The organism is Winogradskyella immobilis, from assembly GCF_021887715.1.
Classification (GTDB): Bacteria; Bacteroidota; Bacteroidia; order Flavobacteriales; family Flavobacteriaceae; genus Winogradskyella; species Winogradskyella immobilis.
In genome coordinates this window covers 281579-295491 of sequence record NZ_JAIQXX010000001.1, presented here as the reverse complement: position 1 = coordinate 295491, position 13913 = coordinate 281579, and the positions used below count along the sequence as shown (strand labels likewise).

13 protein-coding genes, 1 tRNA gene and 1 pseudogene are annotated in these 13913 nt (G+C 31.7%); 3 read left to right on the top strand and 12 right to left on the bottom strand.

Annotation, left to right across the window (positions count from 1 at the left end):
• Window positions 1-624: an LA_2272 family surface repeat-containing protein gene (locus K8Z87_RS01325; protein ID WP_227475646.1), complete on the bottom strand. Its 624-nt coding sequence runs from the start codon at window positions 622-624 to the stop codon at window positions 1-3.
• Between the two features lie 119 nt (window positions 625-743).
• Between K8Z87_RS01325 and K8Z87_RS01320 the strand changes: the two genes are divergently transcribed.
• The 3 genes from K8Z87_RS01320 (at window position 744) to rpe (ending at window position 3579) form a co-directional block, all read left to right on the top strand.
• A complete protein-coding gene (locus tag K8Z87_RS01320; RefSeq protein ID WP_227475644.1) occupies window positions 744-1712 on the top strand; it encodes a helix-turn-helix domain-containing protein in 969 nt (322 codons plus the stop codon).
• A gap of 112 nt (window positions 1713-1824) precedes the next feature.
• The gene (locus K8Z87_RS01315) at window positions 1825-2688 is read left to right on the top strand and encodes a sigma-70 family RNA polymerase sigma factor (protein WP_008270568.1); all 864 of its coding nucleotides are present in this window, start codon (window positions 1825-1827) and stop codon (window positions 2686-2688) included.
• 228 nt (window positions 2689-2916) lie between these two features.
• Complete coding sequence (gene rpe, locus K8Z87_RS01310; protein WP_227475642.1) at window positions 2917-3579, top strand: ribulose-phosphate 3-epimerase; 663 nt, start codon at window positions 2917-2919, stop codon at window positions 3577-3579.
• Window positions 3580-3679: 100 nt separating this feature from the next.
• Here rpe and K8Z87_RS01305 read toward each other — a convergent pair.
• The 11 genes and pseudogenes from K8Z87_RS01305 to K8Z87_RS01255 form a co-directional block, all read right to left on the bottom strand.
• Window positions 3680-4039, bottom strand: a pseudogene (locus K8Z87_RS01305) (UDP-N-acetylglucosamine 2-epimerase); the annotation flags it as partial.
• A 103-nt stretch (window positions 4040-4142) separates the two neighbouring features.
• A complete protein-coding gene (locus tag K8Z87_RS01300; protein ID WP_227475641.1) occupies window positions 4143-5000 on the bottom strand; it encodes a zinc-dependent peptidase in 858 nt (285 codons plus the stop codon).
• Between the two features lie 243 nt (window positions 5001-5243).
• A tRNA-Arg gene (locus K8Z87_RS01295) sits at window positions 5244-5317 on the bottom strand.
• Window positions 5308-5550 (bottom strand): GIY-YIG nuclease family protein, encoded by a 243-nt coding sequence (locus tag K8Z87_RS01290; protein ID WP_227475640.1) that lies wholly within the window; start codon window positions 5548-5550, stop codon window positions 5308-5310. Before K8Z87_RS01290 ends, K8Z87_RS01295 begins: the two co-directional genes overlap by 10 nt.
• Window positions 5551-5662: 112 nt before the next feature.
• Window positions 5663-6115 carry a GatB/YqeY domain-containing protein gene (locus tag K8Z87_RS01285; RefSeq protein WP_227475639.1) on the bottom strand — a complete coding sequence of 151 codons (453 nt, stop codon included), beginning with the start codon at window positions 6113-6115 and terminating at the stop codon, window positions 5663-5665.
• A gap of 150 nt (window positions 6116-6265) precedes the next feature.
• Window positions 6266-8179 (bottom strand): cell division protein FtsZ, encoded by a 1914-nt coding sequence (ftsZ, locus tag K8Z87_RS01280; RefSeq protein ID WP_227475638.1) that lies wholly within the window; start codon window positions 8177-8179, stop codon window positions 6266-6268.
• 45 nt (window positions 8180-8224) lie between these two features.
• A complete protein-coding gene (ftsA, locus tag K8Z87_RS01275) occupies window positions 8225-9550 on the bottom strand; it encodes a cell division protein FtsA (protein WP_227475636.1) in 1326 nt (441 codons plus the stop codon).
• A 3-nt stretch (window positions 9551-9553) separates the two neighbouring features.
• Complete coding sequence (locus tag K8Z87_RS01270) at window positions 9554-10273, bottom strand: cell division protein FtsQ/DivIB (RefSeq protein WP_227475635.1); 720 nt, start codon at window positions 10271-10273, stop codon at window positions 9554-9556.
• On the bottom strand, window positions 10263-11612 hold the full coding sequence (gene murC / locus K8Z87_RS01265; RefSeq protein ID WP_227475633.1) for a UDP-N-acetylmuramate--L-alanine ligase: 1350 nt from the start codon (window positions 11610-11612) through the stop codon (window positions 10263-10265). The genes K8Z87_RS01270 and murC overlap by 11 nt, the downstream gene beginning before the upstream one ends.
• Complete coding sequence (gene murG / locus K8Z87_RS01260) at window positions 11605-12705, bottom strand: undecaprenyldiphospho-muramoylpentapeptide beta-N-acetylglucosaminyltransferase (protein WP_227475631.1); 1101 nt, start codon at window positions 12703-12705, stop codon at window positions 11605-11607. The genes murC and murG overlap by 8 nt, the downstream gene beginning before the upstream one ends.
• Complete coding sequence (locus tag K8Z87_RS01255; RefSeq protein ID WP_227475629.1) at window positions 12705-13898, bottom strand: FtsW/RodA/SpoVE family cell cycle protein; 1194 nt, start codon at window positions 13896-13898, stop codon at window positions 12705-12707. Before K8Z87_RS01255 ends, murG begins: the two co-directional genes overlap by 1 nt.
• Window positions 13899-13913 lie beyond the last annotated feature (15 nt).

Sequence of the window (13913 nt, the reverse complement as noted above, 5' to 3'; positions counted from 1 at the left end):
TTAATCTTTAAATTGCCAGTTAATAAATGGTAAAGACCGTTTAGCGTTTTTATTCCAAAGTCCTAACTGAATGCCTCTTAGCTTTCTACACGTATTAAAAAGACCAATTTGCATTCCGCTAACTTGTGTATCTGCATTGCCTAAAATTCCAACACCAATACCATTAACTTTGTAATGCTTGTTAACTAAAGGAGTCACTGAAACACCATTAAGCAATGTTTCAAAACTACCACTCATATTAACTTCTAGTCCATTAACAGTTGCTGGCTCTAAAGATGCTAAACCTAAACGAATTCCATTAATCTTATCAAACGTTACTGTGTTTATATTATTAATATCATCTGAAGGCGGTCCTTCTTTTAATATTTCAGAAAAATGTACAGCAGCTAGAAACGGAAAGAATATATTTAAAGGGTTGACATCTAACTCTAACCCATTGGTTTTAACTGAATAATCTAAATCATACCAATATTTTATTGTTAACCCATTAATTGAATTAGTTTTAGATGGAGAGAAACCTACTATATTCTTAATCTTCAGTGAATCTTTGTCAATAATTGACTTTTGACTAAAGGAAATTGAGCATGTAAATAGTATAAGGCAAACTGTGAAAAATGATTTCATAATTAATTATGTTTTAAATTCAATTCAAAAATATTGTTATAATCACATATTATATTTTGAATTATAAGAGTATTTAAATTATTATTTGCGATAATCACAAATAATAATTATGTTTGACCATGTATCAAACCGAATTTCTTAAGGCAATAAAGCAAGAATTAGCAACTAATGCATCTACAATTGAAGCTATAGCTACTGCTTTAGATATTAGTTATGATGCTGCACATCGACGTGTAAGTTTAAAAAGTAAGTTTTCAATAGAAGAAACAATTATTATTGCTAAGTACTTTAATATATCTTTAGACCGTTTATTTGCAATCTCGGACACTGAGTTAGTTACCATTGAAAAGACAAAACATATAGAAACTGAAGATCAACTTCAGTTATATTTTGAAGATTCTTACAATTCGCTTTTACCTCTATTAAAGCAAAAAGGATGTCATATTTTATATTCTGCTAAAGACATTCCAATATTTTATAACCTTAATGGGGATCAATTAAGTTGTTTTAAATATTATGTATGGTTAAAACTATTAAACCCTAAATTAGCTTCAAAAAGTTTCGAAGATTATGCACCAAGTACTACTCTAATAGAAATGGGCAAACGCTTAGGCGAGCTTTATAATAATTTAAATGTTAGCGAAATATGGGACATTACATCAGTAAACAGCACATTAAAACAGATTCATTATTATCATCAAGCTGGGCAGCTTAAAACAGAAACTGCTTTAAGTTTATGTCAATTACTAAATGATCTAATCAGTAACATATCTAATAAACTTATTGAAAATAGTAGAGTCTTTAAATTGTATTATAATGAGCTACATTTAATGAACAATAATGTATTAGTTAGCACTCCAAACTCACAGTTATTGTATGTCCCATTTACATTATTATCTTACTACAAAACAGATGATAAATATACTTGTAATGAAGCTCAAACATTTTTAGAAAAACAATTACAAAACTCAAAATTGTTAAACACATCTGGCGAAAAAGAACGGAATATGTTTTTTAATAAAATACAGTCAAAAATAGACGCTTTAATACACTTAATCGAAGCTAAAGCACAGTTAGACTTTGAATAGTTTTATGAAACCAAAAAATATTTTATATTTATTGTAACATTTTGTGCAATGCTACGTATAACTATACAGCAACATTAGTGTTGTTAAATAAATTTGCACAAATCGGAAATACATGAGACAACTCAAAATAACCAAGCAGGTAACCAACAGAGAAACTGCTTCATTAGATAAATATTTACAAGAAATTGGTAAGGTAGATCTTATCACAGCAGACGAAGAGGTTGAATTGGCACAGCGAATTAAAGCTGGAGACCAGATTGCTTTAGAGAAGTTAACAAAAGCAAATTTACGTTTTGTTGTATCTGTGGCTAAGCAATACCAAAATCAAGGTTTAACACTACCAGATTTAATTAATGAAGGTAATTTGGGGTTAATTAAAGCGGCGCAACGTTTTGATGAAACTCGTGGTTTTAAATTTATATCTTATGCGGTATGGTGGATTAGACAATCTATTTTACAAGCATTAGCAGAACAATCTCGTATAGTACGTTTACCACTAAACAAGATTGGTTCTATTAATAAAATAAATAAAACATTTGCATTTTTAGAGCAAAGTCATGAGCGTCCACCTTCTGCAGAAGAAATTGCAAAAGAATTGGATATGACTATCAATGACGTAAAAGAATCTATGAAGAATTCTGGCCGTCATGTTTCAATGGATGCCCCTTTAGTAGAAGGAGAAGATTCTAATTTATATGATGTATTACGAAGTGGAGAATCACCAAATCCAGATAGAGATTTATTACATGAATCTTTACGTACTGAAATTGAACGTGCTCTAGAAACATTAACACCTCGTGAAGCAGATGTGATTCGTCTTTACTTTGGATTAGGAAATCAACATCCTATGACATTAGAAGAAATAGGCGAGACTTTCGACTTAACTCGTGAGCGTGTTAGACAAATTAAAGAAAAAGCAATTCGTAGGTTGAAACATACCTCTCGAAGTAAAATATTAAAAACATATTTAGGTTAACCTTAATTATGCTCAGTCACCAAACTCTTTAACGTAAGGTTTGAGCATATTTACGACCTAATAAAGGTAACAACAGTTACAAAACATAACTGTTCGTTTTTTGATTGATGAAAGAACCCACGGCTGATTACCGTGGGTTCACTTTTTATATTACTTTACTACATCTAAAAAAGAACATCAAACCTCTTTTTTATTTACATTTGCACAAACAAAACACAACACTCTATAATGGCTTCAAACTTAATTGCACCTTCAATGCTAGCTGCCGATTTTGGCAACCTTCAACGTGATACTGAAATGGTTAATAATAGTGATGCCGATTGGTTTCATATCGATGTTATGGATGGTCACTTCGTTCCAAATATCTCATACGGAATGCCTGTAATACAAGCTATTAAAAAGCATGCAACAAAACCATTAGATGTGCATTTAATGATAGAAAAACCTGAACGTTATATCGAGGAATTTGCAAAAGTTGGAGCAGATATCATTACTGTTCATCATGAATCTACAGTACATTTACATCGAACACTTAGACAAATAAAAGATGTAGGCTGTAAAGCTGGTATAGTTTTAAATTTAACGACTCCTGTTTCTGTACTTGAAGATATTTTACCAGAATGTTATATGATTTTATTAATGTCCATTAATCCTGGGTTTGGTGGACAAAAATTTGAAGACATTACATATAAAAGAGTAAAAAAGCTTCGCAAAATGATAGATGAGCAAGGATTAGATACTTTAATAGAAATTGATGGAGGAGTTACGGATAAAAACATAAAGCAATTAGCAGATGCGGGAGCCAATGTTTTTGTTGCCGGAAGCCATGTATTTAAAAGTGATAATCAACCTGAAACAATAAAAAATTTGAAATACCTGGCTAACTCTTAACCTCAAGTTTTTCTATAATTACATTAACTATTCGTTCGGTTGCTTTTCCATCCCATAAAGGTATATTTTGTCCTTTTTTCCATTGGTCAGTATATAACACATCTAAATGTGCTAGTTTAGTGTTTTGTTTTTTAGTCACTATAGCACAAGCCATAGTTGAAGTTACATCACCAACAACTAAAACTAAATTCGTAGGATTTTCTATAAGATCTTTTTCAAAAGCTAACATAAGACTTGCTGTTTGCCCAGCTTGTGTACCTCCTGAACATCCTAAATTTATATCTGGTTCAGAAATATTTAGTTGTTCAAAAAAACTGCCTGACATGTTTTTATCATAATGTTGACCTGTATGCACTAATCTATAAGTAATATTGTTATTAGATTTTTTAATGGCGTTAATGATTGGCGCAATTTTAATAAAATTTGGTCTTGCTCCAGCAACAATAGTAATCGTATACATTAAATTATAATTATAATAAATTCAAATTTACACTTTTACCCGATAATTGAGATTTAAATACGATTTAGTTTCCTTTCAAATTTTGCAATCATTATTTTATAGATTAATATCCCGCAAAATTAAAATTTAACATCTGTTTGGTTAACAGATATAATTTAGGGAACTGTGATTTGAATATTTTGGGCGTTTCTATAAAACATTCAATAAGTACAGACGCAAATTCAAACTCATTAGTAAATGCATATGCTCTAAAATAATGTGATTTAATTAGCTTTTGCCTTATAGACTCATTTTCTCTGAGATAGGTCTTTAAGTCACTAAAACCTTCACTAAAAATCATAGCACTTATATCGTCGTTTTTAAAACTATTTAAATGCAGTGCATGCCCAAACTCATGAACTCCAAGATTAAGATTGTCGTTACTAATATCAAAACCGCGTTTAAAATCTTTCCATGATAAAGCAATTAATCCTAACCTAGGGTTTATTTCCCCTTTATGATTGGCATCATTAATTTTTGAATAAAAAGATTCAGGGTAAATAATTACTGTATTTATAATGTTTAATAAATAGTTTTTAAAACCAAAAGTTAGCATAACTGCTGTAGCAGAAATAAGAGTCTTAATTTCATCTGTAACGATTAAATCTTGCCGACCAATAAATTCTTTTTCTTTTATAAATCTTGCTACACGATGCTTAAAAACAGCTTTCTCCTTATCTGTTAAACGTTGATAAAATGTAAACTGATTTTCTAAAACACACTCTTGTTCATCCTTTAACTTATTTCTAAAAATAAAGAAATTCAAAAAGAATGGTCTTTTCTTTTTTGAAGCATAAACCTGCTCAAAATACACATAAAAACGACTTAGTATTATTATAGCCATACCAACAAAAAAGATCATTAAAAATGCTAATCGCAATTTTGGATTCATTTCTGCTTCAAGACATATGGCTACTATCATAAGATAAATATATAAAAACTAAAACCCTAGACTATTTTAAATAAATGAAACGCCAGAATATAGGTTAAATTACAAATCAATACATATCATAACGATAAAGTGCAATGAATAAATGAGTAATAATGTATAGAGAATTAATTTAAAAGTAAAAAATCATTATCTCTATAATATTGTTTTCTAAATCAAAAAAGCTGTACATACAAATTAAAATAAATTTGTATGTACAACTTTTTAATATAGTAGTGACCTCGAAGGGATTCGAACCCCCAACCCTCAGAGCCGAAATCTGATATTCTATCCAGTTGAACTACGAGGCCAATATTTGTTTTAAAAAATCTCTTCCTTTACCTGATTTTAAAAATTTTTCACGCTGTCTAGCTTCTTTTCTTGTATTTAATATTTCTTTATATACTAATTCCCAAGGCATGTAACCTTTAGTTGATTTTGTTTTACCTGAATTATGTTCTTTTATACGTTCTCCTAACCTTTTAGTCATACCTTTATATAGGCGATCATCTACTTTACTTTTTATTACATAAACATAATACATTTATATATCTGATATTCCCTGCCTGCGGCAGGCAGGTATCCAGTTGAACTACGAGGCCTAATGAAATGAAAGACCTTTCGACTGCGCTCAAGGTAACATTTCTTAAGTATAATTACAGCATTAATTGTGTTTTTACAATAGTAGAAATTGTTTTTCCATCTGCTTTACCAGCTAATTGTTTGTTTACAATTCCCATAACTTTCCCCATATCCTTCATACCTGATGCGCCAAGATCTGCTATCGTTTTAACAACGACTTCTGTTATCGCAACTTCATCTAATTGTTCTGGTAAAAACTGACTGATTATTTTAGCTTGTGCCAATTCTGGTTCTGCTAAATCTGTTCTATTTTGATCTAAAAAAATAGTAGCACTATCTTTACGTTGTTTCACAAGCTTAGATAAAATTTTAATTTCATCATCTTTAGATAAATCTTCTTTAGTACCAGAAGCCGTCTGCGCTAATAAAATCTCAGATTTTACAGCTCTCAATGCTGCTAATGCTGTTTGATCTTTATCTTTCATTGCTGCTTTCATAGCAGTCATAATATCTACTTGTAAACTCATATTACTTTCATTTATTGAACTGCGAAGATACTAAAGAATTTGATTTGATGTTTGGATAGTAAACAAAAAATAGGGTATTAAAAAACCCGAAAGTTAGAGGGATTTTCGGGTTTTAATTGTTGTGCTAAAGCACTTAAGATTAACTAATCATTAATCAACATTATCGTGTAAAAAAGAATTGTTACTTCTTAATTGAATATCATCATTATCATCAGTACCAACAGATGTACGAGACGTATTTATCTCAGAAGAATGTTGACTATCTTCTAGATTTACACCCTGCCGTTTATATGCTGGCTCCTTTTCAATCTCATCAATCTTAGCATTATTAAATTTATAATTAAAGTCTTTCATTTTCTTACGACGCTCGTCTGCTCTAGCTTTTAAGATTTCAGAAATTGGACTGTTAATTGGATCTATTTCTTCTTCAAGAACTTCCTCTGTTTCTTCAGCTGGCAGAACTTTCTTTTCAAAAACAATCTCTTCTTTAACTTCTGTTTCTGTATTTGTATTAATTGAAGAATCTGCTGTTGTAAATTCTTCTAAAGCATAACGCTTCTCACCTTCTTCGTTAACTTCTGTAACTGAAATTAATTCTACAGGATCTGTAACATCCATTTCTTTAACCTCTTCATCTAAATGAAACAGCATTTTTTCATCGTTGGTTTCTGGTTCTTCTATTTTATCATTATCTATGTCAGATAAAGGTAAATTAAATGTTAATGTAATTTGCTCTTCTTCTACTTCTTCTGGTTTAGTTTCAACCTCTTTATTTTCAATTGGAGTAATTACAAAATCATCTTCTTCAACCGTATTTACATCTAAAACTTCGTCATAAACAATATTGATGTTTTTAATAGCTTCCGTAGTTTTTATAAGCTCATTTTCTGGCAATTGTTCTTCTTCAAAATCATCTTCTAATAATGTATGAATGATTGGTGCTTCCTCTTCGTTTTCTAAAACAATATCTGGTGTTATAATTGCCGGATCGCGTTCTTGTACACTAATCTCTTCAGTATTATCTTCTTCTAAGGCATGAACTACTTTCTTGGCTTCAGTATTAGAAATTTCGTTTTGTTGATCAATATCAAAACCAGTGGCTATAATTGTTACAGAAATGGATTCTTGCAACGATTCATCCTCACCAACACCCATAATTATATTGGCTCCAAAACCTGCTTCAGTTTGTATATGATCATTAATTTCACCTATTTCATCAATAGTAATTTCTTGAGAACCAGAAACGATAAGCAACAATACGTTTTTGGCACCAGTAATTTTATTATCATTTAATAATGGTGAATCTAAGGCTTTCATAATAGCATCTTGTGCTCTAGCTTGCCCTGATGATGTCGCAGAACCCATAATTGCAGTACCACTATTACTTAATACTGTTTTTGCATCACGTAAATCAATATTTTGTGTATAATGATGCGTAATTACTTCTGCTATACCACGGGATGCTGTTGACAACACTTCATCGGCTTTAGAAAAACCTGCTTTAAAACCTAGATTACCATAAACTTCTCTAAGTTTATTATTATTGATTACGACTAACGAATCTACATGTTGACGCAAATTCTCCACTCCTTTTTGCGCTTGTTCATTACGCATTTTTCCTTCGAACTGAAAAGGCATAGTCACAATTCCAACAGTAAGTATATCTAACTCTCTTGCCATTTTAGCAATAATTGGAGCGGCACCAGTTCCTGTACCTCCACCCATACCAGCAGTGATAAAAATCATTTTGGTATTGGTATCTAGCATACGACGAATGTCTTCTAGACTTTCTACGGCAGATTGTTCGCCTACTTCTGGATTTGCACCAGCACCAAGCCCTTCTGTTAAGTGAACTCCTAATTGAATTTTATTAGGTACTCCGCTATTTTGAAGTGCTTGTGCATCTGTATTACAAATGACAAAGTCAACACCTTTAATGCCTTGTTGAAACATATGATTAATGGCATTACTTCCTCCACCTCCAACACCAATAACTTTAATAACATTGGATTGGTTTTTTGGCAAGTCGAAAGAAATGTTCCCAAATTCGTTGTTGTTGCTCATATTAACTTTATTATGGGGTTATATTTTTGGTTAATTAATTATTATTTATTCTGCGTTATCTAAAAAATCTTTAACTCGTTCCGTTAACTTATCTAAAAAGGAACGTCTCTCTTTTTGAGGAGGATTAACGATAGTTTCTGTCTCTGCATTTTCAGTTTCTACAGTTTTAATCTCTTCTTCCAATTCTTCTGCTTCAGCTGATTTTCTATCTTGTCGTTTTAACCCATCCATTACTAAACCTACAGCCGTAGCAAATAATGGACTCGCTATATCTTCATCACTTCCTCCAGCTAAATGCTCATTTGGATAACCTATTCTGGTATCCATACCTGTTATGTATTCTACTAATTGCTTTAAGTGTTTTAGTTGACTGCCTCCACCTGTTAAAACAATACCCGCAATTAATTTTTTCTTTTGTTCTTCATGTCCGTAGTTTTTGATCTCTACATAGACTTGTTCTATAATTTCTACAACACGTGCATGAATAATTTTAGACAGGTTTTTAAGTGTAATCTCTTTAGGATCTCTACCTCTTAATCCTGGTATGGATACAATCTCGTTATCTTTATTTTCTCCTGGCCAAGCTGAACCAAATTTCATTTTTAATAACTCAGCCTGCTTTTCAATAATAGAACAGCCTTCTTTAATATCTTCCGTAATTACATTTCCTCCAAAAGGAATCACAGCTGTATGACGAATAATACCATCTTTAAATACGGCTAAATCTGTGGTTCCACCACCAATATCTATCAATGCTACACCAGCTTCTTTCTCTTCTTGGCTTAATACTGCATTTGCAGATGCTAAAGGCTCTAACGTAATTCCTTCTAGATCTAAACCTGAGCTTTTGACACAACGCCCAATATTTCTAATTGAAGACACTTGACCAACTACAACATGAAAATTGGCTTCAAGCCGACCGCCATACATACCAATCGGTTCCTTTATTTCTGCTTGCCCATCGACTTTAAATTCTTGCGGAAGTACATGAATAATCTCTTCACCTGGCAACATAACTAATTTATGGACCTGGTTGATTAAGCGGTCTATATCGTTTTCATCAATAACTAATTCAGAGTTTTCTCTAGTGATATAATCACTATGCTGTAAACTTCTTATATGTTGACCTGCAATACCTACAGTAACATCTTCAATTTTTTCTGAAGCTTCTGTTTCTGCTTCTTGTACAGCTTGCTGTATAGATTGAATGGTTTGTGTAATATTGTTAACTACTCCACGATGTACACCAAGGCTTTTAGATTTACCAACACCTAAAATCTCTAGTTTTCCGTATTCGTTTTTACGACCGATCATAGCCACAATCTTTGTGGTTCCTATATCTAATCCTACCGAAATATTATGCTTTTCCATAATTTACTTTTTGGTGCATATCACTTGGTTATCAAACCTTAAGTTTACACTGCTATACGTGTTAATCGTTTTATCTTTTATGGCCTTTTGATAAAAAGCTTTAAAGTTGTTTATCTTTTTTTTAAGCTGATTTAAATGTCCTAATTGAACATTAAAATCATACTTTCTCAATTTCAATTCTATACTTCTATCATCATTTTGATGAATTTCTATAACATGTTTTTTTAAAAAGTCATCTTCATTAATAGTCTTAGCCATTTTAAATACAGTTTCTAATTTATTTTTATAAACTGTACCAGTTACCAGAGGCACTCTTGCCGAATAATTTGTTGACAAAGGCATAAACGAACCTTCATCATCAATATAATACGATGCATTAGTATGTACTCTTGCTATAGGTTTTTTTTGTTCAATTTCTGCTGAAAGCGTACCATCTATTGACATGTAGACTTCAGCCTTCTTCACCATTGCATTAGAATTCAGGGCAGATTCTAATAAACTCAAATCTATAATATCTTTGTTCTTATTTTTAAGACCTTCTTGATTTTGTATTAACAATTTACTAACATTCTCATGTGTTATAAATAAATTGTCTGTCCCCATAAATTTTACATTAGGGTCGCCTATAAGTCTTCGCTTGTTTTTTGTATTTGTAAACGCATACAAAAACACGACTAACATTAGTAAAACAACTACTTTTATATATCCGTAATTAACTTGCAATACTTAACGCTTTTTTGATTTTTTTAGCTTCTTCTCCTATGTCTCCGGCACCTATAGTGATTATAATTTTAGTATCGATTTCTTTTAATTTAGTTATTAATTCCGTTTTACTTACTAATTGTTTATTTTCATTAGAAATTTTATCTAATAACCACTGAGAATTCACTCCTTCAATCGGTAGTTCTCTAGCTGGGTAGATGTCTAATAGCATAACTTCATCGAATTGCGAAAGTGCTTCAGCAAATCCTTCAACAAAATCTTTCGTTCTTGTAAATAAATGTGGCTGAAAAATAGCCAAGACTTTATCATTAGGATACATTTCTCTTACAGCTTGATGCACTGCATTAATTTCCTCTGGATGATGCGCATAGTCATCAATAAAAATCAATTCATCTGTTTTAATTTGGTAAGTAAATCGTCGTTTAACACCTTTATAAGATGCTAAAGCGTTGGCGAGCTGCGGCTGAGGGAGACCATATTCTACAGACATCGCCAAGGCTATTAATGCATTCGACAAATTATGTCTACCAGGCAGGTTAAATTGAAAGTTTTTAAGAATAGTTTTTGGTGTTTTTACATCGAAAATATAAGTACCATTTTCTATTCTAATATTTTTAGCAGTATAGTCTGAATCGTCTTCTATACCGTAAGTTATTCCCTGTATTGGCAAACCATTTTTAACAAATAGTTTCCCGTTAGGTTTTATTTTTTTTGAAAATTCTTCAAAAGTTTTAATTAATTCTGAAGCATCTCCATAGATATCTAAATGATCTGCATCCATAGATGTAATGCAAGCAAAATCTGGAGATAAGGTTAAAAATGAGCGATCAAATTCGTCAGCTTCAACAACGGAAACTTCAGTGCCATTGATAATTAAATTAGAATTGTAATTCTCACTAATTCCTCCTAAAAATGCTGTCATATCTACATTACATTTATTAAGAAGATGCCCTAATATACTTGTTGTTGTTGTTTTTCCGTGCGTACCAGCAATGGCAAAACAAAAAGTATCTTGTGTAATATCTCCAAGAATTTCTGATCGTTTTTGTATTTTAAAATTGTGGGTTTTAAAATAATTTAACTGTATGTGTGATTCGGGAATTGCTGGTGTATAAACAACTGTAGTCGTTTCAACATTTTTATACAACTCAGGAATAGTATCTATAGTATCTTCATAACAGATCGCAATCCCTAAGTCTTCTAATACATTTGTAATACCTGAAGGTGTTTTATCATAACCTGCTATTGTATTTCCTTTAGCCACAAAATAACGCGCTAATGCACTCATACCGATACCACCGATACCTATAAAGTAAATATTATTTTTTGTGTCAGTCATTTATTTTTAAAAGTTTTTCAACTTCGTCTACGATATCTTTTGTTGCATTAATTAATGCTAATTTCTTTATGTTTTTACGCAGTGTGCTTTGTTTTTCTTCAGATTCTAATACTTCTAAAAAAGTGGCATCAAATACTGTATCTAAATCTTTTTCTTTTATAAGTACCGCTGCACCTTTATCTACTATCGCTTGAGCATTTTTAGTTTGATGATCTTCAGCTACATTTGGTGATGGTATAAAAAACACAGGTTTACCAACAACACATAACTCAGAAACTGAACTTGCACCTGCTCTAGATATTATAAAATCTGCAGATGCATACGCCATGTCCATAGTGTTTAAAAATGCATGTACTTGAACATTTTCTAGAGCATTGTACTGCTTGTATTGATCGTAATAAAGTTTTCCACATTGCCATATAAGCTGCACATTATTTGCTTTAAAAAAATCAAGTTTTTCTTCTATTAGCATATTAATGCGTCTTGCTCCTAAACTACCGCCTAAAACTAAAAGTGTATGCTTACTATGTATAAGTCCAAATGTATCTTTAGCTTCAATATGTTTATTCTCTGTTTCTAATAGATCTTTACGAATTGGGTTACCCGTTAAAACAATTTTCTCTTTTGGGAAGAAACGCTCTAAACCTTCATACGCTACACAAATAGTATCTGCTTTTTTACTCAATAATTTATTAGTAATACCAGGGTAAGAGTTCTGTTCTTGTATAAGTGTTGGCACTTTTTTTGAATTTGCCACTTGTAACAATGGACCACTAGCAAAACCACCTGTACCTATCACCACATTAGGCTTAAAGGTTTTAATAATCTTTTGAGAGCGCATTAAACTCATAATAAGCTTAAACGGAAACATCATGTTTTTTAACGTCAATTTCCTTTGAAATCCTGAAATCCAAAGTCCTTCTATTTTATAACCTGCTTCAGGAACTTTGTCCATTTCCATACGATCATTAGCGCCAACAAAAAGAAAATCTGAACCCGGATAGCGTAATTTAATCTCATTGGCTATAGCAATAGCTGGATAAATATGACCTCCTGTTCCACCACCTGATAATATAATTTTATAGTTACTCATTATTGGGCTTCAGATAAAATTTCTAGAGGACTATCTTCCTCAAATTCTCTTCCTTTTATTTCTTCGCGCTTAGCGCTGACACTTAAAATAATTCCTATAGCAAGACATGTCATCCAAATAGAGGTTCCTCCGCTACTAATTAAAGGCAATGTTTGCCCTGTAACAGGAAACAGCTCTACCGCAACTGCCATATTAATTAAAGCTTGAAAAACAATTGGCAAACCTACTCCTAACACTAATAATTTTCCGAAAATAGTATCTGATTTTTGAGATACAATGACCAATCTAAATAGCAACCAAGAATACATAATCAGCAAAAACAAACCGCCAATAAGCCCATACTCTTCTACTATAATTGCAAAAATAAAATCCGAGGAAGATTGTGGTAATGCATTTTTCTGCATACTCTTTCCTGGCCCTAAACCATTGACTCCTCCTGAAGCTATTGCAATTTTTGCTAACTCTATTTGGTAATCTTCTTCTGAATCCTCACCATTAGAGAAATTTAAAATTCTATTTTCCCAAGTCGTTACTTTAACGTTTAATGCTCCTGTAGTAGATTTAGCGATTAAAACGAAAAACACCAAACCGACAATACCCATAAGAATTATTAAACCTAAATACCTCACTGGGTAACCTCCTATAAAAGCTAACATCATTACCATTGAAAAGATAATAGCTGTTGTTGAAAAATTTGACGGAAGAATAAGACCTAATACAATAAATACTGGAATCCAAAGTGGTAATATGGTTTCTTTAAAACTAACCTGTTTATCTTTAATCTTTGATAAATACCTCGCTACATAAACCATTATAACTACTGAAGCTAGAGTCGAAGTTTGAAAAGACATATTAACCAACGGAATTCTAATCCAACGGTTAGCATTTGCACCACCAATTGTATTCCCCTGAAGTGCTGTTAGTATAAGCAATACAAATACAATTGGTAACATTACCATTGATAAACCTCTAAAATATTTATAGGGTACTTTATGTACTCCATACATAATTGAGAAGCCAAGAAATAAATGCATAAAGTGTTTTACAAAATAAGTGAATGTATTACCTGAACCGCCAGTATATGCCAAATTACTAGCTGCAGAATACACAGGTAAAAATGAAAAAATAGCCAATAACGCTGCTATTGCCCATATTAACCGATCCCCTTTTATTTGTTGAAACAATGTTTGCACTTACTTAACTATATG